The sequence below is a fragment of the Allosphingosinicella sp. genome, assembly GCF_035626655.1.
GTDB lineage: Bacteria > Pseudomonadota > Alphaproteobacteria > Sphingomonadales > Sphingomonadaceae > Allosphingosinicella.
In genome coordinates this window covers 1-19,038 of the sequence record NZ_DASPNF010000004.1, presented here as the reverse complement: position 1 = coordinate 19,038, position 19,038 = coordinate 1, and the positions used below count along the sequence as shown (strand labels likewise).

The window sequence follows — 19,038 nt, the reverse complement described above, 5'->3', positions numbered from 1 at the left end:
CGAACTTTCGACAGGGGAAGGAGTGCGTCCTATTCTCTACTAAATCGATAGATAATAAGAGGAAACCTGATCATGCGACGTTCCATTCCCCTTGCTATCCTGCTTCTGGCCACGACCGCGGGCTGCAGCCAGGCCATCGACGACGGCAATGGCACCACCGCCACCCGCGCAGAGAACCCGGCCAATTCGCCGGCCCCGGACGCGGCCGAATCCACCGCGATCCCGCCCGAGCTGCCGGCGCCGCGCGGCCGCGCCGACCGGGGCACCGGTCCGGACGTCGACCCGGCCTCGGCGCCGGGCATCGCCTTCGACTATCGCTATTCCTTCCGTCTCGAGGCCGACCGCATCGCCGAGATCCAGCGCGAGCATCAGGAGCTCTGCGCCCGCTACGGCCCGCGCTGTCAGATCACCGGTGTCGATTACCGCGCGGCCAATGCGGAGGATGTGGAGGCGATGCTGTCCTTCGCCGTCGATCCGGCGATCGCCGCGCAGTTCGGCCGCGAAGGCGTCCGCGCGGTGACTGCGGCCGACGGCGAGCTGACCGAAAGTTCGGTCGCCGGCACCGATGTCGGCGCCTCGCTCAAGGCCAATACCGGCCAGCTCGACGAGCTGCAGGCCGAGCTTGCGCGCGTCGAGGCGCGGCTCGCGCAGCGCAACCTGCGCTGGGCGGAGCGAGTCCGGCTCGACGAGCAGCGCCAGTCGCTCCGCCGGCAGATCGCCGCGCTCGGCGAGACGACCGGCGCGCAGGAGCATGCGCTGGCGACCACGCCGATCCTGTTCCGCTACGGCTCGGGCGCGCTCGCGCCGGGGCCCGCGCGCGAGCCGACGATCGGGGAGGCGACCACCCGCGCCGCCGACAATTTCCTCGGCGCGCTCAAATATCTCCTGATCGCCTTCGTGACGATCTCGCCCTGGGTGCTGACTCTGCTGCTGCTCTGGGTCGGCTTCCGCGCGGCGCGCAAGCGCTGGCCAGCCAAGCCGGCTGCACCGGCGTCCGAAACGGAGCCCGCGCAGGCCTGATCGTCCTCCCCTCCCTCACCCCTGGAGGGAGGGGAAAGGGGGTGGGTGCGGCCGGACCCGTCGCAATCCGGCCGTGCCCACCTCCGACTCTAGTCGGCCATCCGGAATATTTCGGCCGGCTCGGTTTCCTTGTTGCGCGCCACCTCCGCCAGGATCCAGTCGCGGAAGGCCGCGATCTTCGGCTGGTTGCGGCGCCCCTCGGGATAGACCAGCCAGTAGCTCCGGTCGGTGATGCGGATATGGTCGAAGGGCTGGACCAGCCGGCCCGCCCTCAGCTCGTCGCGCCAGAACATCGGCGTCATCATCGCGACGCCGGCGCCGGAAAAGGCCGCATTCGCTTCCATCACCTGATTGTCGAGGACGAGGCCGGTCTCGAGCCCGTCCGCGGAATCCTCGACGCCCATCTCCCTCATCCAGTCCCGCCACCAGTCGTCGCGCGGGCTGAGACGGGGCAGGTCGAGCAATTGCTCGGGGCGGGTCAGCTTCTGCTGCGCGGCGAACTCGGCGCTGCAGATCGGGCTGAAGGCCATGCGGAACAGGAAGTGGCAGCGCAGGCCCGGCCACTCGCCGCGGCCGACCCGGATCGCCGCGTGGAACTCGCCGGTCGAGAAATCGACCAGCCTGTTGTCCGTTGACAGGCGCACGGCGAGCTCGGGATGGCGGACCTGGAAGCTGCCAAGCCGCGGCGCGATCCAGGTCGTCGCGAAGGTCTGCGCCGCGCTGAGCGAGAGCACGGCCTGGTCCTCGGCGACGAAGCCGGAAAAGGCATCCTCCAGCGTCTCGAAGGCATTGGCGACGAGCGGGGCGACGCGGCGGCCGGCATCGGTCAGCTGCACCCGTCCCTTCACCCGCGCGAAGAGCGGCGCCCCGAGCCGCTCCTCGAGAATGCGGATCTGATAGGAGACCGCGGCCTGGGTCATGCCGAGCTCGCCCGCGGCCTGGGTGAAATTCTGATGGCGCGCGGCCGCCTCGAACACGCGGACGGCACTGAGAGGAGGCAGCTTGGGCATGGCCAACTCATAAGCACTGCTTATGCCGACTGTCCAGCGTTTCGTTGGTGCACCGTCACGGAAGCTGCCATTTCAGGCACACGCCGAAGATGGTTTTCGACGGGACATTGGAAAGGAGTGCGCCATGCGTGACGAAATGGACGGTCGCCTCTGGGTGGCCCATCATGATGAGCTGAGCTTGTCGATCGACCGGGGTCTGGCGCGCCTGCGCAACGGCCTGGCGCGGCTCGCGACCTGGGACGGCACGACGCCGCAACTTTTTGCGATCCTTGCCGCTTTCCTGGTCACCAGCCTCGGCTTCACCTCCACCACCACCGCCTGAGGAGAGACGAAATGAAGACTCTGTTCGCTTCGCTCCGCCGGCTGGCCGAGACGATCCGCTTCGGCTTCTGCCGGCTGACGGAGATCCAGTACAGCGCCCCCTGGAACGCGACCCGCTCGCGTTGCGGATGAGGCCTTGAACTGACGCGTAGGGCGGTCCATCGCGAGGCAATCGCGATGAGGCCGCCATGCGCTTGTTCCTGAAACCGCTTGCCCTGATCTCAGGCATCGCGTTAGCGGCCTGTGCCGTGGGGCAGACACCGGACAATGCAGGCGAGGAACAGGCGGCGGGCGCAAGGTCCGCCCGGCTGATGACCTGGCCCGATCTGCTGGAGCGGCCGCGGCCCGCGCCCAGCGCCACCATCCGCTACGGCGAAGATCCGCTGCAGGTCGTCGACCTCTGGCTGCCCGAGGGTGCGGGCCCGCATCCGGTCGTGCTGATGGTCCATGGCGGCTGCTGGCAGACCGGGATCGCCGACCGGACGATCATGAACTGGATCGCCGACGATCTCCGCAAGCGCGGCATTGCTGTCTGGAACATCGACTATCGCGGCGTCGACCGGCCCGGCGGCGGATATCCCGGCACCTTCCAGGATGTCGCGGCGGCGGCCGATGCGCTGCGCGCCCATGCCGCGGAGTACCGGCTCGATGCAGGCCGGGTCGTGGCGACCGGCCACAGCGCCGGCGGCCATCTCGCGCTCTGGCTTGCCGGCCGCCCGAGGCTCCCCCGAGGCTCCCCGCTCCGCACCGCCAGCCCGCTGCCGATCGCCGAGGTGGTCAGCCTCGGCGGCCTGCCCGACCTGGAGGAAGCGGCGCGCGAGCCCGGCAGCGGCTGCGGCACCGAGGTGATCGCGCGCATCTCCGGCGGCCGCTTCGCAGAGACCTCCGTGCCCCGGCTCGCCCCGCTCGGCCTGCCGCAGGTGCTGATCAACGGCATGCAGGACCGGATCATCCCGACGGCCTATGCCGAGGGCTATGCCCGGCCGATGCGCGCCGCCGGCGACGATGTGCGCGTGCGAATGCTGGACCAGACCGGCCATGTCGAGCTGGTCGCGCCCGAGACGGCCGCCTGGGCCGCGGCGGTCGAAGAATTGCGGAGGGCCCTGGGCCGATGAGCTTCACCCTCGCCGAGGCGAAAGCCGCCGACGCCGCCGATCCGCTGCGGAACTTTCGCGACCGCTTCCATCTGCCCGAAGGGGTCATCTATCTCGACGGCAATTCGCTGGGCCCGCTGCCGAAGAATGTGGCGCCGCACCAGCGCGCCGTGGTCGAGCAGGAATGGGCGGACGGCCTGATCCGCAGCTGGAACACGGCCGACTGGATCAACGCCCCGCAGCGCGTCGGCGCCAGGCTCGCACCTTTGATCGGGGCGAAGCCGCACGAGGTGATCGTCACCGACTCCACCTCGGTGAACCTGTTCAAATTGCTGGTCGCCGCCGCGCGGCTCTCGGACCGCAAGACCCTGCTGTCGGAGAGCGGCAATTTCCATACCGACCTCCATATCGCGAGCGGCGTCGCGGACGTGCTCGGGCTGACCCTCGATATCGCGCCGCGCGCCGAGGTCGAGGCGCGGATCGGCGCGGACACCAACGTGCTGCTGCTCACCCACGTCCACTACAAGACCGCCGAACGGTTCGACATGGCGCGGATCACCGCCAGGGCGAAGCGCGCCGGCACGATGACGGTCTGGGACCTCTCGCACAGCGTCGGGGCAGTGCCCCTGCATCTGAACGACGCCGGCGCCGATCTCGCGGTCGGCTGCGGCTATAAATATCTGAACGGCGGGCCGGGGGCGCCGGCCTTCCTCTACATCGCCGAGCATCTCCAGGAGAAACTGCTCAGCCCGTTGCGCGGCTGGATGGGCCATGCCGAACCCTTCGCCTTCACCGACGATTATCGCCCGGCCAGGGGGATCGACCGCTTCATGGCGGGAACGCCGCCCATCCTCGGCCTCGCCGCGCTGGAAAGCGCCCTTGACGCCTTCGAGGGCGTCACGATGGAACGGCTCTGGTCGAAGTCGCGGGCAATGTTCGACGTCTTCGTCGGGCTGATGGAGGCGCGCTGCCCCGAATTCCGCTGCATCACCCCGCGCGGCGAGGAGCAGCGCGGCAGCCATATCAGCTTCGCGCACGACCATGCGTTCGAGATCTGCCAGGCCCTGATCGCCGAGGGCGTGATCGGCGACTTCCGCGCGCCCGAGGTGATCCGCTTCGGCCTGACCCCGCTCTATCTCGGCTTCGAGGAGATCTGGCAGGCGGTCGACATCCTCGCCCGGATCATGGCGGAGGAGCGCTGGCGCGACCCGAAATATGCGGTGCGCGGCAAGGTGACCTAGCGCGGCGTTTGCCCTCCCCGCCCCGCTTCACTATAGAGCCCGCTCCATTGCCACCTGCCCCTCCGGAGGCCCGATTCCCCATGTCCCGCCGCCGCATGATCTACGAGGGCAAGGCCAAGATCCTCTACGAGGGCCCCGAGCCCGGGACGCTCATCCAGTATTTCAAGGACGACGCGACCGCGTTCAACGCGCAGAAGAAGGGCACCATCTCCGGCAAGGGCGTCCTCAACAACCGCATCTCCGAGCATATCTACACCCTGCTCGGCACGATCGGCATTCCGACCCATTTCATCCGCCGGCTCAACATGCGCGAGCAACTGATCCGCCAGGTCGAGATCGTCCCGATCGAGGTGGTGGTCCGCAACGTCGCCGCCGGCACGCTCTCGCAGCGGCTCGGCATCGAGGAGGGCACCCAGCTCCCGCGCACGATCATCGAATATTATTACAAGGACGACGCGCTCGGCGACCCGATGATCGCGGACGAGCATATCGCCGCCTTCGGCTGGGCGACGCAGGAGGAGATGAACGACATCGCCGACATGGCGATCCGCGTGAACGACTTCCTCTGCGGCCTGTTCGCGGCGATCGGCATCCGGCTGGTCGACTTCAAGCTGGAATTCGGCCGGATCTGGGAGAATGAATATAGCCGGGTCATCCTCGCCGACGAGATCAGCCCGGACGGCTGCCGGCTCTGGGACATCACCACCAACGAGAAGCTCGACAAGGACCGTTTCCGCCGCGATCTGGGCGGCGAGGCCGAGGCCTATCAGGAGGTGGCGCGCCGGCTCGGCCTGCTGCCCGAGGGCGAGAGCAATGCCGTGCTCGACCTGGAAGAGCATCGCGCCAAGCGCGGGAAATAGTCTCGCTTCGATCGGCTGCGCCGCTCCGTCATTCCGGCGCAAGCCGGAATCTCGCTTCATCTGTGCCCGCGGCGGCAAAAGGCGGGGGATTTCCAGCTTTCGCTGGAATGACGCCCTCTTTCTCGTTTAGCCTCCCGCCCGTGGCCCCGCCCGGGGCGTGTCGGAGCTTTCGCCTTGGCCCATAGTCACGGTCATCATCATGGGCACGGCCATGCGCATGGCCACGGGCACGGGCATCACCATCATCCCGCCGATTTCGGCCGCGCCTTCGCGATCGGGATCGTCCTCAATCTCGGCTTCGTCGCGGTCGAGGCCTGGTATGGCTGGTGGGCCAATTCGATGGCCCTGCTCGCTGATGCCGGCCACAACCTGGCCGACGTCCTCGGCCTCGCCACCGCCTGGGTCGGCGCGGTGCTCGCCAAAAGACCCGCCTCGCGGCGGTTCAGCTACGGCTTCCGCGGCGCCTCGATCCTCGCCGCGCTCGCCAATGCGGTGCTGCTGCTGATCGCGGTCTGCCTGATCGTCTACCATGCCGCCTGGCGGCTGATCGTGCCGGATCTGGTCGAGGGCGAGACAGTGATCTTCGTCGCCGCGATCGGCATCGCGGTCAACATGGGCACCGCCCTGATGTTCGTGCGCGGGCGCAAGAGCGACATCAACGTGCGCGGCGCCTACCTCCACATGGTTGCCGACGCCCTCGTTTCGGCCGGCGTGGTGGTGGCGGGCTTCGGCATCCAGTTCACCGGCTGGCTGTGGATCGACCCGGTCACCAGCCTGATCGTCGCCGGCATGATCTTCCTCGCCACCGCCGACCTGTTCCGGGAATCCTTGACCATGGCGATGGGCGGCGTCCCGCGCAGCATCGATCCGGACCATGTAGAGGAGCATCTGCTCGACCTGCCGGGCGTCACCCGCGTCCACGACCTGCACATCTGGTCGATGAGCACGACCGAATATGCGCTGACCGCGCATCTGGTGATGCCGGCCGGCTTCCCGGGCGACGCCTTCCTTAAGGACTGCGCCCATCATGTCGCGCACCATTTCGGCATCACCCACTCGACCTTCCAGATCGAGGTCGGCGACGGCGACTGCGCAGGCGAGCACGCCCATTGAGCCCAAAGGAAAAGGCCCCGCCGTTGCCGGCGGGGCCTTCGGCCATTCTGGCCTCTCCCTAGCTGGAAATGTCTAGCGCGAGCCCGCGGCGGCGCCGCCGGGCGCGGCCGGGCCGCCGATCGCCGCCGGGCGCTGCAGCGCGGCCATGGTGCTGGCGGGCTGCTGCATGAAGGGGATGGGATTCACGGCGCGGCCGTCGATGCGGACCTCGTAGTGCAGGTGGCTGCCGGTCGAGCGGCCGGTCGAGCCCATCAGGCCGATCAGCTGGCCGCGGCGGACGCGCTGGCCGGCCTGGACGATGCGCTGCGAGAGGTGGCCGTAGCGGGTCTGGATGCCCTGGCCATGATTGAGCTCGACGAGATTGCCGTAGCCGCCGCTGTTCCACTCGGAGCGGCCGACAATGCCGTCCGCCGTGGCGTAGATCGGCGTGCCGAGCGGGCCGGCGAGATCGATGCCGGCATGCATGGCGGCGCTGCCGCGGAAGGGATCGGAGCGGACGCCGTAGCCGGAGGTGAAGTTCACCGAAAGGTTGATCGGGCGGGCCGAGGGGATCGAGGCGGCGCCGGTCTCGAGCTGGTCGAGCGCGCGCCAGGTGGTGAAGAGCTGGCGAAAACGGGGGTCCGCATCGTCGGCGGCCGCAGCCGCCTCATAGGGGCCGCCCTGGCCGGTATAGGCCTGGAAGCGGGCCGGATCGAAGCCGCGGCGGCGAAGCTCGGCGGCGCGCGCATTGTAGCGCTGCCGGGTCATCGTCTCCAGGCGCTCGGCCAGCGCCAGCTGCATCGCGTCGGCGCGGCCGAAGCCCTCGACCATCGCGGCGGCCCGGGCGTTGTCCGGGGTCTCGACGTTGCGCGGCAGCTGCTGCGAGAGCCGGGTCGCGGTCGCCTCGCCGGTCAGCATGGTGTCGAGGAAGGCGGTGCGCTGCTCGAGCTGGGTGGCGCGCTCGCGCACGGCGACGCGCATCGCGTCGACGTCGCTCTGCATCTGGGCGACCTGCTGCTGCATGCGGGCGACGTCGCCGCTCATCGCGTTGATCGCGGCGATCGTGGCGACCAGCGACCAGATCAAAAGGGCGACGATCCCCGAGACCACGGCCATCTGCAGCCTCGCGCCGATCGTGAAGCGGCGCAGGCTCTTGCCATCGTGGAGGAAAATATCGCGCGGTTTGAAGAAATTACGGAACTTGACGGACAGACTTTGGTTGGCCGTCGGAACGAAAGTGGTCATCATGATCCCCGCTCGGTCCCCCTGGACCGGCTCGGCCGCGCCGGGCGACCGTATGAACAAAGAAGGGCCTACCTGCCCGGCTCGAATAATGTTGTGGAAACCGCCCACCCCAAATGTGGGCGGAGAATGTTAAGCCAATCTCTCGGGGGCAACCCCGGCGTAGAAATCGCGGGACAGACCGGCTTCACCCCGCGCTGAGTCGTTGAACGGAGGCTTAACGATCCCCCGAAAGTGCGCCCGAATCAGCCTTTGCCACTCGGGCACGGCGGGCAGGCCGCGGGATTCGCAGACGCTTTTGAACCAGTCGGTGCCGATCGCGACATGGCGGATTTCGTCGCGGTAGATGCGCTGGAGAATCGCGGCCGAACGCGCGTCGCCGGCGCGCCGGAAGGAGGCCGTTGTGGCCGGCGTCACGTCCAGCCCGCGTGCCTCCAGCACCATCGGCACGACGGCGAGCCGGGCGGCCGCGTCATGCGCGGTTTCCGCCGCCGCTTCCCAGAGGCCGTCATGCGCAGGCAGCGCGCCATAATGGGCGCCCAGGGCGCGCAGGCGCCGGTCCAGCAGCACGAAGTGCAGCGCCTCGTCCGCGCCGACCGACAGCCAGTCGTCGACGAAGCGGGGCGGGAACAGCGCGCCGAACCGGCCGGCCATGTCGAAGGCGAGGTCAACCGCGCCGAACTCGATGTGGGCGAGCGCGTGCAGCAAGGCGATCCGGCTCCGCTCCGAGCCCGCGCGGCCGCGCTTCGGCATGCGATTGGGCGGCAGCAGGAGCGGCTCGTCGGGCCTGGCCGGCCGGTCCGGCATCGCTACGTCGAAGGCATAAGCGAGCGCCCCCCGGCGCCAGGCGCGGGCCACCGCCCGCGCCGCTTTCACCTTGGCGCGCGGCGCGGCGGCCAGCAGGACGCCGCGGCAGGCCTGGGCGATCGTCGGGGTCACCGCGCCGGTCTATTCCTCGACGACCGGCTCGGCCACGTCTGCAGGGATGCGAAGCGCTTCCGCGGGCCTGGCAACTGCCGCCGCGGCGGGCGGCTGCGCCTGGGCGGCTTCGGCCACGGCCTGCTCCGCCTGCTCCCGGTTCACCGGATAGCGCATGTAACGCTCGAGCGAGAGCCCGGCACTGGGCATCTCGCCCGGCGGCCAGGGGCGGAGCTCGGTCGTCGGGGTCGCGTCCCGCCAGTAAGGCAGCGCCCGGTCCCGTCCCGCGGATTCGTCCAGCGCGAGGCGCACGGCCTCGCTCGTCTGCGCCGAGTCGCAATCGCCGAAGCATTGCGCGAGGGTGGGATCCGGCGGCAGCGACCAGACATAGTCCCGCGCATAGGGATCGTAAGGCGCCGGCTCGGGCGGCGGCGTGATCCCATGCGGCCGTTCCAGCGCCCCCTGGAAATGGATCGGATTGATCTCCGAGATCGCCGACTGACCGAGCTGGACGCCGAGGATGGCGGCGAAGATCCCGCCGGCGGAGGTCAGGGCCAGGGTACTGGGGCGGCCACGGAACATCGCTGAAAAACGCCGGCGGGGCCGGCCCGTTCCTGGACGCGCCAGGGCGCTCACGGCAGCTCGCGCGCCGCGGCAAGGACCTCGTCGGCATGGCCCGGCACCTTCACCTTGCGCCACACACGCGCCACGGTTCCGTCCCGGTCGATCAGGAAGGTCGCCCGCTCGATCCCCATATATTTGCGGCCGTAGAGGCTCTTCTCGCCCCAGGTGCCGAAGGCCTCGCAGACGCTGCCGTCCATGTCGGAGGCGAGGCCCACCTTCAGCTCATATTTCTCGGTAAACTTGTGATGCTTCTTCGGATCGTCTTTGGAGACGCCGAGGATCCAGGTGCCCGCTTTCTCGAACTCGCCGGCGAGGCCGGAAAAATCCTGCGCCTCGCGGGTGCAGCCTGAGGTGTCGTCCTTGGGGTAGAAATAGAGGACGAGCTTGTTGCCCTTGAACGCCGACAGGCTCAGCGGCGCTCCGTCCATGCCGGTCAGCGTCACGTCGGGAACCGGATCGCCCACGTTCAGCATCAGCCCGACTCCGCCACCATTCGCCAAAGGGAGTGAATGCTTTGCCGCGCCGCCTCGTGCGCCGCAAGCAGTTCCTCCCAGCCCTCTGTCCCGCTGGCGCGGGCGACGAGGGCGCGGGCGGCCGGCGCCGGCTCGCCCCCGTCCGGCGCGACGAGGCGCAGGATCACCAGCAGCCGCGCGAGCAGCGCCTGGTGGGCCACCGTCTCCGGCGGAATCAGGCCGGCCTCGGCCAGCGCCGCCACCGCTTCCCCGATCCGCGGCGTCAGCGCAACCTGCCGGGCGAGCTGCAGCACGTGCACCGCGAATTCGAGATCGACGAGCCCGCCCGGCCCCAGCTTGATGTCGAACGGCCCCCGCGGCTTCTTGTGGCGGGCGATTTCGAGCCGCATCCGGTCCGCATCGGCGGCGACCCGGGCCGGATCGCGCGGCAGCCGCAGCACCTCGCCGATGATCGCGGCCAAAGCGGCCTGGTCCTCCGCATTGCCGTAGACGGGCCGGGCGCGGCAGAGCGCCATATGCTCGAACGTCCAGGCCTTGTCGCGCTGGTAGGCGGCGAAGGTGTCGAGCGAGATTGCGAGCAGGCCGTCGACCCCGGACGGACGGAGCCTTGTGTCCACCTCGTACAGCCGGCCCGCCGCGGTCGGCACCGACAGGGCGGCGCTGATCCGCGGCGCGAGCCGGTTGAAATAGTCGCTGGTGCGCAGCGGCTTCGGCCCGTCCGACTCCCCCTCATAGCTGCCGGTGAACAGGTAAATGAGGTCGAGGTCGGAGGCGTGGGTGAGCGCCCCGCCGCCCAGCCGCCCCAGCCCGAGGATAACGAGCCGCGAGCCCGGCACGCGCCCGTGCGCCTGTTCGAACTCGGCGAGGGTGGCGTCGGCGAGCACGCGGATCGCCGCTTCCGCCACCCTGGCATAGCCGCGGCTGACCTCGATCGGATCGCTTGCCCCGAGCACGACCTGTGCGCCGAGCGCGAAGCGGGTCTCGTTGACGCGCCGGCGGACCCGGTCGAGCACCTGCTCATAGGCCTCGTCGGCGCGGTCCGAGCGGGCGAAGCGCTCGGCGAGCGAGTCGACCGACCGGGCCGGCTGGAGCGCGCTCGCGTCGATCAGGCCGTCGAGCAGATCGGGCCGACGGCCCAGCTGCTCGGCCAGCGCCGGGGCATGGCTGAGGATCGTCGCGAGATGCTGGGTGAGCCCGGGCCGGGCCTCCAGCAGCCGGTAGAGATTCACCCCGCTCGGCAGGCCCTGGATCAGATCCTCGAAGCGGTTCATCGCGGCGATCGGATCGGGCGCCTTGGCGAGGGCCTCGATCAGCACCGGCAGCATCGCCTCGAAGGCCGCGCGGGCGGCGGCGGTGCGCAGCGAGCGGACCCGGCCCGAGCGCCAGGCCTCGATCCTGGTCCGCGCGAGCGCCGGATCGGGAAAGCCCAGTGCCCCGAGCGCCGCCTCGAGCGCCGGCGGATCCTCCGGGAGCCGCGCCTCGTCCTCGTCGACGAGCGTGTCGTAGATCGCCGCGACCCGCTCGACATGCGTCCGGAGCAGATCGAGCAGGGCGGGGCCGTCCGCCAGGCCGTGCAGCTGCGCGACCGTGTCGAGCGCGTCGGGATCGGCGGGCAGGCTGTGCGTCTGCCGGTCCTCGACCATCTGCAGCCGGTGCTCGACCGTCCGGAACAGCCGATAGGCCTCGCGCAGCGCAGCCGCCTCCGCGGCGCCGACCCGTCCCGCTTTTTCGAGCGCGGCCAGCGCCGGCAGCGTGCTCGCGGCGCGCAGCTCCGGCTCGCGGCCGCCATGGATGAGCTGGTGAATCTGCACGAAGAACTCGACCTCCCGGATGCCGCCGCGGCCGCGCTTCAGGTCGAAGCCCGGGCCGAAGGCCTGGCCTTGCGCATAATGGTTGCGGATGCGGCGGCTGATCGCGGTGATCTCGCCGATCGCGCCATAATCCAGCGAGCGCCGCCAGACGAAGGGATGGACCGCCTCGAGGAAATAGCGGCCCAGCGCCGGATCGCCGGCGGCGGCCCGGGCGCGGACGAAGGCCGCCCGTTCCCAGGGCAAGGCCGCGCTTTCATAATAAGAGATGGCCGCCTCGACCGGCAGCACGATCGGCGTCACTTCGGGCGAGGGCCGGAGGCGCAGGTCGATCCGGAAGGCATAGCCGGCCTCGGTACGCTTCTGCATGATCTCGACGATCCGTTGGCCGATCCGGAGCGCCGCCTGTCCCGCCTCCTCGCGGGGCCGCGTCGGGAGCGTCTCCGGGTCGTAGAGGAAGATGAGGTCGAGGTCGGACGAATAGTTGAGTTCGCGGCTGCCGAGCTTGCCGAGGGCGAGGATCGCGAAGCCACGGACCGGGGCGTCCGGCGTCCGCTCGGCCATGGCAGCGGCGAGCGCGCGGTCGAGCTGCCGGTCGGCGAGGTCCGAAAGCGGCTGCACGACCTCTTCCAGGTCGAGCGCCCCGGCGAGATCGCCGATGCCGAGCGCCAGCGCCAGCGCGCTCCGCTCCCGCCGCACGGCCGTCATTACCTCTGCGGCCTCGCCGGCCCCGCGCGCCCCGGCCAGCGCCGCGTCCATGTCGCCTTGCGCCAGCGCCCGGGCGATTTCGGGAAAGCTCTCGAGCAGGAAAGTCAGGAAAGGCGAAGCAGCCCGCGCACGGGCGATTGCGCCGTTAAAATCCTGTTTATGATTTGTCTCTTCCATACCACAGGATGCTGCCGTTCCGTTCCGCCTGTCGCAACGGTTGAAACCAGGCGGGCAAACACACGTTAGTCGCCGTGTGAAGGAATTGGATAGTCAGATGAAGCCCACGGGCGAAATTCAGACGCGCCGGTACGTGAAGGTGGCTCCCCCCACCGTCCATGCCGGCGTGGGCGACGCCCTGCGCCAGGCCTTCCGCATGGACGGCCATATCCGTTCGCTCCGGCCGTTCGAGGAATTGCTGCGGCAGCTCGATTAGGCGGGTTCGTCCTCGTTGCCGCCCTTGCCGGGGCCCGGGTCCCGGTCGCGGCTGAGATCGTCCACCTCATTCATGATCGTCTGCAGCGCGCTCTGATTGTCGGGCGTCTGGTGGCTGCGCCGCGAGGGCAGCTTGCCCTCGGCGAGCAGGCTTTCGAGCGCCACCCGGCCGCGGGCGACCCGGCTCTTGATCGTGCCGACGGCGCAGCCGCAAATCTCCGCCGCCTCCTCATAGGCGAAGCCGCCCGCGCCGACGAGGATCAGGGCCTCGCGCTGCGGCTGGGGCAAATGCAGCAAGGCGCGCTGCATGTCGCCGAGCTCGATATGGCGGTCCTGGCTGGCCGGCGCGGCCAGCAGCCTCGAGGCGGTGAGCTCGTCCCACTCGCCCTTGAAGCGCGCGCGGCGCATCTGGCTGAGGAACAGGTTCCTCAGGATGATGAAGGTCCAGGCCCGCATGTTGGTCCCGGCCTGGAAGCGCTTGCGGGCCGCCCACGCCTTGAGCAGGGTCTCCTGGACGAGGTCGTCGGCGAGGTCGCGGCTGCCCGACAGCGAGCGGCCGAAGGCGCGCAGATGCGGGATGACCAGGGCGAGCTGCTCCTTGAACTCGCCGTCCGGAAGCGGCTGCCATTCGGCCCCGCCCCGCTCCTCGTTTTCAGTCCGTGCCGGCGCTTCGCCCGCCATCAAGCTGCCCCTGGTCATTTAGCGCGACTCTTCAGTCCCCGGAACGGGCGTCGCGTGTCGAAGAAGATGGGTTCACTGCCAGAGAAGTACAATCGCAGTGAACGCGGCGATGACGAGCAGAGTCCCGAAAATCAGGATGTAGCGCGTCATATGCGGCGTGCTGCCGGCGCGGGCGTCGGTCGTGCTGATATGCTCGCGGTGGTCGCTCATGGTAGATCCTGACTCGGGTTCCAGTCGTTTCGGGACGCAACGCGTCCCGTGTCGAACCGGTTCCCCGCCTTATCCAGGGTCCCCGCCGGAACGTCACTAACCCACGTCAGGCGGGAACCGTCGCCGTGTCGAAGAACAGGGCCTGGGCGATCGCCGCCTTCACCGTCGAGCGCTGGAACGGCTTGGTGATGAGGAAGGTCGGCTCCGGCCGCTCGCCGGTCAGCAGGCGCTCGGGGAAGGCGGTGATGAAGATCACCGGGACCGAGAATTCCGCAAGGATGTCCTTCACCGCATCGATGCCCGAGCTGTCGTCGGCGAGCTGGATGTCGGCCAGCACCAGGCCGGGCCGCCGGGCCATGGCCTGGCTCACCGCCTCGTCGCGGGTCACCGCCACCCCGGTGACATTATGGCCGAGATCGCGGACGATCGTCTCGATATCCATGGCGATGATCGGCTCGTCCTCGATGATCAGCACGTCAGCGCGGGTCTGCCGCTCGATCTCGGCCAGCGCCTCGGCGACCAGGCTCTCCACGTCCTCGGCCGAGGCGCCGATCAGATAGCCGGCATCCTCGGGCGTGAAGCCCTCCATCGCGGTCAGGAGGAGGGCTTGCCGGGACAGCGGGGTGATTCGCGACAGGCGGGCGCGGGCGATGTCCTCCGGCCCGTCCGTACCCGAATGGCCGGGCTCCTCCTCGACATTGGCCGAGGACCAGATGGCGTGGAAGGTGCGGTAGAGTCCCAATCTGGGATCGACGTCGCGCGGGAAATCGCCCGGCGCCGCCACGATCGCCTCCAGCGTCGCCCGGACGAAAGCGTCACCATGCGCCTGGCTCCCGGTCAGGGCGCGCGCATAGCGGCGGAGGAAGGGAAGGTGCGGCGCGAGTTCCTGGCCAAGCGACATATCCGGTACGACTCCTTCAATCTCGTCACCGGCTTTTGGTTCGCAGCCGGTACGAATGCAACCGCGACGCGCGCGGCTGGTTCCCAACTGAAGGTCCCTGCCCCGTCCTCGCTTGGGGGGTGGAACAATCCAGGGAGTTTTTTGTTTCCAAGGCCGTGCGGTCTCATTTATCGGGGGCCGCCCTCTTTTTGTGTGTCTGGTGCGGGGGCTGCTGTGCTGACAAGTGACAACAGGCCGGCAATCCGCGCCGTGCTGTGGGAGGGTGTAGGAACCTTGTCCGATTCGAATGCGAAGTCCTCGCCGGTCAGGAAAGCTGGGGGCGGTTCCGGTACTGGCGGGTCGGGCAAGGGCGGCGGGCGCGGCGGATCTCGCCGCTCGTCGCTGGGCGACATCGGCAATGCGCTGAGCGCCGCCTACAAGGATACACTCAAGGAAGAAGTTCCCCCCGACCTCCTGGCGCTGCTCGGTAAGCTTGACTGACCGCGGCGGATGGCACGCGCCGCAAACGAACCACCGCCGTCGGGCTCGCGCTGGGAGCGCCTCTCCACCGGCCTCAAAATGTGGATCATCCTCAGCCTCGGCCTGCTGCCGCTGGGGGTGATCGCCGTCACGGCCTCGGTCGACAATGCGCGGGCCAGCCGGGATTCGGCGCAGAAGTCGGCCCAGGCGCTGCTCGCGCAGCATGTCCAGCGCTTCACGCTGGCGCTCTCGCGCAACGCCTTCACGATCCGCTCCGGCCGCGATGCCTTGCTGGAATTCGGCGACAGCGAAGGCATCTGCCAGCGGACTCTGGGCCGGCTTGGCCGTTTCCCGAACGTCACCGGCCGCTTCGCCATTTACGGCCGCACCCCCGCGTCGCCCTGCCTGAGCCCCGGCTTCACCCCGCCGACGGTGCCCGCGGCGCGCGGCGAGGTCGGGCGGGCGCTGATAATGCCGGGCGGCAACCAGATCGAGATCTTCCTCTACGACCCGGCCGGCGCGGTCGAGGGAATTACCGAATATGACCGGGCGACGCTCGCCCGCGCCGTGGACCAGCCCCGCCTGGCCGGCGATTTCGCGCTGGAGCTGGTCCAGGGTGACCGGGTGATGCAGCTGCGCGCCATGTCGCCCGAAGGCGAACGCTCGGAGCAGGTTACGGAAAGCAACGCCTTCGCCAACAACCAGTATGCGCTCCGGATTCGCATGCCGGAGCCTCCGCTCGGGCTCAGCGAGGTCTTCATCGTGCTGACCCCGGTCCTGATGTGGCTGTGGGCCTCCCTCATGGGCTGGATCATCGTGCAGCGCGTGCTGCTGCGGCCACTGAAGCGCATCCAGAACGTCATCTCCGCCTACAAGCCCGGCGACCCGGCCGTCGATTTGCCGGCGGTCAACAGCACGGCGCAGGAGATCGGCGCCCTCGGCCAGGCGTTCGGCCGGGTGACCCAGACCGTCGCCCGGCACGAGGCCGAGCTCGAGGCGGCCGTCGTTCGCCAGACGCGGCTGGTGCGCGAGGTCCACCACCGGGTGAAGAACAATCTCCAGGTGGTCGCCTCGCTGCTCAATCTGCATTCGCGGGGCTCGCGCAACGAGGAGGTCGCCGCCGCCTATGCGTCGATCCAGCGCCGGGTCGACGCGCTCGCGGTCGTCCACCGCAACCATTATGCCGAGCTGGAGGAAAATCGCGGCGTCGCGCTGAAGCCGCTGATCACCGAGCTCACCGCCAATCTGCGCGCGACCGCGCCGCGCACCGCGGCCGGCATGCAGATCCGGCTCGACGTCGGCCCGCTCTACGTCACCCAGGACGTCGCGGTCTCGGTGGCCTTCCTGATCACCGAGATCACCGAATTCGGCATGCTCTGCGGCGCCGGCCTGGTTTCGGTGACGTTAGACCGGGACGGGCCCGGCTTCGCGCGCCTCTCGATCGGGATCGACGCGCTCGCCGGATCGCCCGACTGCGACGCCGCCTTCCAGGAAAGGTTCGAGCGGATCGTGACGGGGCTCGCGCGCCAGCTCCGCTCCGAGCTGGACCGGGAGCCGGAGCAGGGCCTCTATTCGGTCCGCCTCGCCATCGTCGAGAAACCGGGCACCGCGACCGCTTGACCGGCCCCGGAATCGCGCCATTCTCCGCGCGCATTTTCCGGGGAGTAACCATGCGCCTTGCTTTGTACGCCGCCACCGCTCTCGGCCTCGCCACCGCCACCATCGCCTCGGCGGAGACGCCGCCCGACCGCTGGCACGCGAAGGCGCGCGAGATTTACGAACGGGCCATCTCCATCCCGACCGTGCAGGGCCGCGGCCAGGTGCCGGCGCTCGCCCAATATCTGCAGGAGCAGTTCCGCGCGGGCGGGCTCGAGGGCGTGACCATCCATCCCTATGAGGTCGAGCGCCCGGCCGACCGGACCGCGGCCCTGATCCTGCGCTGGCCGGCGGCGCGGCCGTCCGGCCGCAAGGCGATGCTGCTCATGGCCCATATGGATGTGGTCGAGGCGCGGCGGGAGGACTGGTCGCGCGATCCCTTCCAGCTCGGCGAGGAGGGCGGCTATTTCTACGGGCGCGGCACGCTCGACGACAAGCAGGGCGTGGTCGCCGTCACCGCCGCGCTGCTGCGGCTGCGCGCCGAGGGCTTCCGCCCGACCCGCGACATCATCGTCCTCTTCACCGGCGACGAGGAAACGGGCGGGCGCGGCGCCGAGCTTGCCTCGACACAATGGATCGACACCTCGACGCTCGATTTCGCGCTCAACGCCGATGCGGGCGGCGGGGCCTTCCTCGCCGACGGCCGGCTGCTCGGCTTCGGTATCCAGACCGCCGAGAAGACCTATCAAAGCTACATCCTGACCGCGACCAATCCCGGCGGGCACAGCTCCCGGCCGCGGCCCGACAATGCGATCTACGCCTTGGCCCACACGCTGGACCGGCTCGAACGCCACCGCTTCGAGCCGATGCAGAACGAGACGACGCGCGCCTATTTCGCCCATCGCGCCGAATCCGCCGAGCCGGCGCTGGCCGCGGCGATCCGGCGTTGGCTGGCCAACCCCAATGACGGCGAGGCCGCGGACGCGATCGAGGCGAGCGAGACCGAGGTCGGGATCACGCGGACGCGCTGCGTCGCCACCCGGCTGGAGGGCGGCCACGCCGACAATGCCCTGCCGCAGCTCGCCAGAGCGACGGTCAATTGCCGGATTTTCCCGGGAGTGGATCCGGCGAGCGTGCTGGCGACTTTGCGCGGGCTCGGCCAGCCGGACAACGTCACCGTCGAACCGGTGGATCCGGCCCGCCCGACCGACGCCTCGCCGCTGCGGGCCGATGTGGTCGGCGCCTATACGGCGGCGGTGCGTGCCCGCCATCCGAACGCCGCGGTCACTCCGGACATGAGCACCGGCGCGACGGACGGCCTCTATTTCCGGGCGCGCGGCGTGCCGGTCTACGGCGTCGACGGCTCCTGGGCGGTGATCCCGGCGGACGAGCGCGCGCACGGACGCGACGAACGGCTGCCGGTCCGTGCCTTCTACAACGACGTCGATCACTGGACCGACCTGATCCGCCGTCTCGCCGGCTAGGCGGAGCGCGCAGCCGCTATTGCGGCGGTGCCTCCGCCGGCGGCGGTTCCTCGGTCTGCGAAGCGGCTGCGGCTGCCGCTTCGTCGACCACTTCGCAGTTCAGCCCGAACCGGCCATTGGCCGGATCGCGCGGCGCAGTGCAACGGATGTTCAGCTGGTTGCCGTTCGGATCCCGGACCACGGCGGTACCGGCGATGAGATCCTCGTTCTGCTTCGCCATCGCCGCCTCTATCACGGTGAAGCCGCGCGAGGCATATTGCTGCCGGAGCGTGGCCGTGGTCGCATCGATCAGCTGCTGGTCGATCACTTGGCCGCAGCGGCCCTGGCCGTTCGCGTCCGTCCGGCAATTTACCCGCGCCTCATGGCCGTCGGCGACGCGAACCAGCGCATGACCCTGCCAGCCGCCATCGGACTGCTTGGTCATGCTGACCTGGGTGACATTGCCCTGTGCCGAGAGTTGGGCGCGGACGCCGTCCTCGACCCGCTTTTGCTCGTTCCCGCAGCCGGCCAGGAGCAGCACGGTTCCCAGCGAAATGACGACAGCCTTCATGATCGCCCCCTTTTTTTCCGTGTTCCCCAGCCTCACCCGATTCCGCCGCCCGCGCAAGCGGCGCGTGGCGGCAAAAGCGAAAATCCCCGAATCCTAAAAAAAGTTCGATCCGGGGGAACCAAAGCCGGCAGGGCTCGTTGAGCGGCTCGGATAGTGACCTTTTGCCCCCCCGCTCTCGCTATCCAGATCATGGGCCCGGACGCGCCGACCTCCCCCCCCCGGTGGCGCTTCCGGGCTCAACTTCTTTTGTGCCTATCCCTTATTATTCAATGCTTTGCACGACGTCGTGCGATCCCCACCGTTTGGCACGGCGG

The 19,038-nt window shown here is 69.3% G+C and carries 20 protein-coding genes; 10 read left to right on the top strand and 10 right to left on the bottom strand.

What is annotated here, in order from left to right; all coding sequences use genetic code 11:
• Positions 1–72 precede the first annotated feature (72 nt).
• Positions 73–1,020 carry a DUF4349 domain-containing protein gene (locus tag VEC11_RS02150; RefSeq protein WP_464128717.1) on the top strand — a complete coding sequence of 316 codons (948 nt, stop codon included), beginning with the start codon at positions 73–75 and terminating at the stop codon, positions 1,018–1,020.
• Between the two features lie 89 nt (positions 1,021–1,109).
• Here VEC11_RS02150 and gcvA read toward each other — a convergent pair whose 3' ends face one another.
• Complete coding sequence (gene gcvA, locus VEC11_RS02145; RefSeq protein ID WP_464128715.1) at positions 1,110–2,030, bottom strand: transcriptional regulator GcvA; 921 nt, start codon at positions 2,028–2,030, stop codon at positions 1,110–1,112.
• A gap of 124 nt (positions 2,031–2,154) precedes the next feature.
• Between gcvA and VEC11_RS02140 the strand changes: the two genes are divergently transcribed.
• From VEC11_RS02140 to VEC11_RS02120, 5 genes are all read left to right on the top strand, one after another.
• Positions 2,155–2,352: a hypothetical protein gene (locus tag VEC11_RS02140; RefSeq protein ID WP_464128714.1), complete on the top strand. Its 198-nt coding sequence runs from the start codon at positions 2,155–2,157 to the stop codon at positions 2,350–2,352.
• A gap of 247 nt (positions 2,353–2,599) precedes the next feature.
• Positions 2,600–3,466 carry an alpha/beta hydrolase gene (locus VEC11_RS02135; protein WP_464128713.1) on the top strand — a complete coding sequence of 289 codons (867 nt, stop codon included), beginning with the start codon at positions 2,600–2,602 and terminating at the stop codon, positions 3,464–3,466.
• On the top strand, positions 3,463–4,686 hold the full coding sequence (gene kynU / locus VEC11_RS02130; protein ID WP_464128711.1) for a kynureninase: 1,224 nt from the start codon (positions 3,463–3,465) through the stop codon (positions 4,684–4,686). Before VEC11_RS02135 ends, kynU begins: the two co-directional genes overlap by 4 nt.
• An 80-nt stretch (positions 4,687–4,766) precedes the next feature.
• Complete coding sequence (purC, locus tag VEC11_RS02125) at positions 4,767–5,546, top strand: phosphoribosylaminoimidazolesuccinocarboxamide synthase (protein ID WP_464128709.1); 780 nt, start codon at positions 4,767–4,769, stop codon at positions 5,544–5,546.
• A 174-nt stretch (positions 5,547–5,720) separates the two neighbouring features.
• A complete protein-coding gene (locus VEC11_RS02120) occupies positions 5,721–6,659 on the top strand; it encodes a cation diffusion facilitator family transporter (protein WP_464128708.1) in 939 nt (312 codons plus the stop codon).
• 72 nt (positions 6,660–6,731) lie between these two features.
• Here the strand turns inward: VEC11_RS02120 and VEC11_RS02115 are convergent, their stop codons facing one another.
• The 5 genes from VEC11_RS02115 to VEC11_RS02095 form a co-directional block, all read right to left on the bottom strand.
• Entirely contained in the window at positions 6,732–7,883 is a 1,152-nt protein-coding gene (locus VEC11_RS02115) for a peptidoglycan DD-metalloendopeptidase family protein (protein WP_464128706.1), read from the bottom strand.
• Positions 7,884–8,012: 129 nt separating this feature from the next.
• Positions 8,013–8,819, bottom strand: coding sequence for a ferritin-like domain-containing protein (locus VEC11_RS02110; RefSeq protein ID WP_464128705.1), 807 nt, complete (start codon positions 8,817–8,819; stop codon positions 8,013–8,015).
• 9 nt (positions 8,820–8,828) lie between these two features.
• Positions 8,829–9,380, bottom strand: a complete 552-nt coding sequence (locus VEC11_RS02105; protein WP_464128703.1) for a hypothetical protein — start codon at positions 9,378–9,380, stop codon at positions 8,829–8,831.
• 50 nt (positions 9,381–9,430) lie between these two features.
• Positions 9,431–9,895, bottom strand: a complete 465-nt coding sequence (bcp, locus tag VEC11_RS02100; protein ID WP_464128701.1) for a thioredoxin-dependent thiol peroxidase — start codon at positions 9,893–9,895, stop codon at positions 9,431–9,433.
• Positions 9,895–12,588 (bottom strand): bifunctional [glutamine synthetase] adenylyltransferase/[glutamine synthetase]-adenylyl-L-tyrosine phosphorylase, encoded by a 2,694-nt coding sequence (locus VEC11_RS02095; RefSeq protein ID WP_464128700.1) that lies wholly within the window; start codon positions 12,586–12,588, stop codon positions 9,895–9,897. Before VEC11_RS02095 ends, bcp begins: the two co-directional genes overlap by 1 nt.
• Positions 12,589–12,685: 97 nt before the next feature.
• Between VEC11_RS02095 and VEC11_RS02090 the strand changes: the two genes are divergently transcribed.
• Complete coding sequence (locus tag VEC11_RS02090; protein WP_464128698.1) at positions 12,686–12,844, top strand: hypothetical protein; 159 nt, start codon at positions 12,686–12,688, stop codon at positions 12,842–12,844.
• Here VEC11_RS02090 and VEC11_RS02085 read toward each other — a convergent pair.
• The 3 genes from VEC11_RS02085 to VEC11_RS02075 all read right to left on the bottom strand — a co-directional run bounded on the left by VEC11_RS02085 (position 12,841) and on the right by VEC11_RS02075 (position 14,635).
• Entirely contained in the window at positions 12,841–13,524 is a 684-nt protein-coding gene (locus VEC11_RS02085; RefSeq protein WP_464128924.1) for a sigma-70 family RNA polymerase sigma factor, read from the bottom strand. The genes VEC11_RS02090 and VEC11_RS02085 overlap by 4 nt on opposite strands.
• 72 nt (positions 13,525–13,596) lie before the next feature.
• Positions 13,597–13,734: a hypothetical protein gene (locus tag VEC11_RS02080; RefSeq protein WP_464128697.1), complete on the bottom strand. Its 138-nt coding sequence runs from the start codon at positions 13,732–13,734 to the stop codon at positions 13,597–13,599.
• A gap of 106 nt (positions 13,735–13,840) precedes the next feature.
• Entirely contained in the window at positions 13,841–14,635 is a 795-nt protein-coding gene (locus VEC11_RS02075) for a response regulator (protein WP_464128695.1), read from the bottom strand.
• Here VEC11_RS02075 and VEC11_RS02070 point away from each other — a divergent pair.
• The 3 genes from VEC11_RS02070 to VEC11_RS02060 are packed head-to-tail and all read left to right on the top strand — an operon-like array spanning position 14,606 to position 18,174.
• On the top strand, positions 14,606–15,115 hold the full coding sequence (locus tag VEC11_RS02070) for a hypothetical protein (RefSeq protein ID WP_464128694.1): 510 nt from the start codon (positions 14,606–14,608) through the stop codon (positions 15,113–15,115). The two genes, VEC11_RS02075 and VEC11_RS02070, sit on opposite strands and share 30 nt — an antisense overlap.
• A gap of 9 nt (positions 15,116–15,124) precedes the next feature.
• Positions 15,125–16,714 (top strand): sensor histidine kinase, encoded by a 1,590-nt coding sequence (locus VEC11_RS02065; RefSeq protein ID WP_464128693.1) that lies wholly within the window; start codon positions 15,125–15,127, stop codon positions 16,712–16,714.
• Between the two features lie 50 nt (positions 16,715–16,764).
• Entirely contained in the window at positions 16,765–18,174 is a 1,410-nt protein-coding gene (locus tag VEC11_RS02060; protein ID WP_464128691.1) for a M20/M25/M40 family metallo-hydrolase, read from the top strand.
• 16 nt (positions 18,175–18,190) lie between these two features.
• Here VEC11_RS02060 and VEC11_RS02055 read toward each other — a convergent pair whose 3' ends face one another.
• On the bottom strand, positions 18,191–18,724 hold the full coding sequence (locus VEC11_RS02055; protein WP_464128689.1) for a hypothetical protein: 534 nt from the start codon (positions 18,722–18,724) through the stop codon (positions 18,191–18,193).
• Positions 18,725–19,038: the final 314 nt, after the last annotated feature.

Coding starts and splice junctions, on each gene's coding strand:
- VEC11_RS02150 (WP_464128717.1), top strand. CDS start 73: ATGCGACGTTCCATTCCCCTTGCTATCCTGCTTCTGGCCACGACCGCG.
- gcvA (WP_464128715.1), bottom strand. CDS start 2,030: ATGCCCAAGCTGCCTCCTCTCAGTGCCGTCCGCGTGTTCGAGGCGGCC.
- VEC11_RS02140 (WP_464128714.1), top strand. CDS start 2,155: ATGCGTGACGAAATGGACGGTCGCCTCTGGGTGGCCCATCATGATGAG.
- kynU (WP_464128711.1), top strand. CDS start 3,463: ATGAGCTTCACCCTCGCCGAGGCGAAAGCCGCCGACGCCGCCGATCCG.
- purC (WP_464128709.1), top strand. CDS start 4,767: ATGTCCCGCCGCCGCATGATCTACGAGGGCAAGGCCAAGATCCTCTAC.
- VEC11_RS02115 (WP_464128706.1), bottom strand. CDS start 7,883: ATGACCACTTTCGTTCCGACGGCCAACCAAAGTCTGTCCGTCAAGTTC.
- VEC11_RS02105 (WP_464128703.1), bottom strand. CDS start 9,380: ATGTTCCGTGGCCGCCCCAGTACCCTGGCCCTGACCTCCGCCGGCGGG.
- bcp (WP_464128701.1), bottom strand. CDS start 9,895: ATGCTGAACGTGGGCGATCCGGTTCCCGACGTGACGCTGACCGGCATG.
- VEC11_RS02095 (WP_464128700.1), bottom strand. CDS start 12,588: ATGGAAGAGACAAATCATAAACAGGATTTTAACGGCGCAATCGCCCGT.
- VEC11_RS02090 (WP_464128698.1), top strand. CDS start 12,686: ATGAAGCCCACGGGCGAAATTCAGACGCGCCGGTACGTGAAGGTGGCT.
- VEC11_RS02085 (WP_464128924.1), bottom strand. CDS start 13,524: ATGGCGGGCGAAGCGCCGGCACGGACTGAAAACGAGGAGCGGGGCGGG.
- VEC11_RS02080 (WP_464128697.1), bottom strand. CDS start 13,734: ATGAGCGACCACCGCGAGCATATCAGCACGACCGACGCCCGCGCCGGC.
- VEC11_RS02075 (WP_464128695.1), bottom strand. CDS start 14,635: ATGTCGCTTGGCCAGGAACTCGCGCCGCACCTTCCCTTCCTCCGCCGC.
- VEC11_RS02065 (WP_464128693.1), top strand. CDS start 15,125: ATGGCACGCGCCGCAAACGAACCACCGCCGTCGGGCTCGCGCTGGGAG.
- VEC11_RS02060 (WP_464128691.1), top strand. CDS start 16,765: ATGCGCCTTGCTTTGTACGCCGCCACCGCTCTCGGCCTCGCCACCGCC.
- VEC11_RS02055 (WP_464128689.1), bottom strand. CDS start 18,724: ATGAAGGCTGTCGTCATTTCGCTGGGAACCGTGCTGCTCCTGGCCGGC.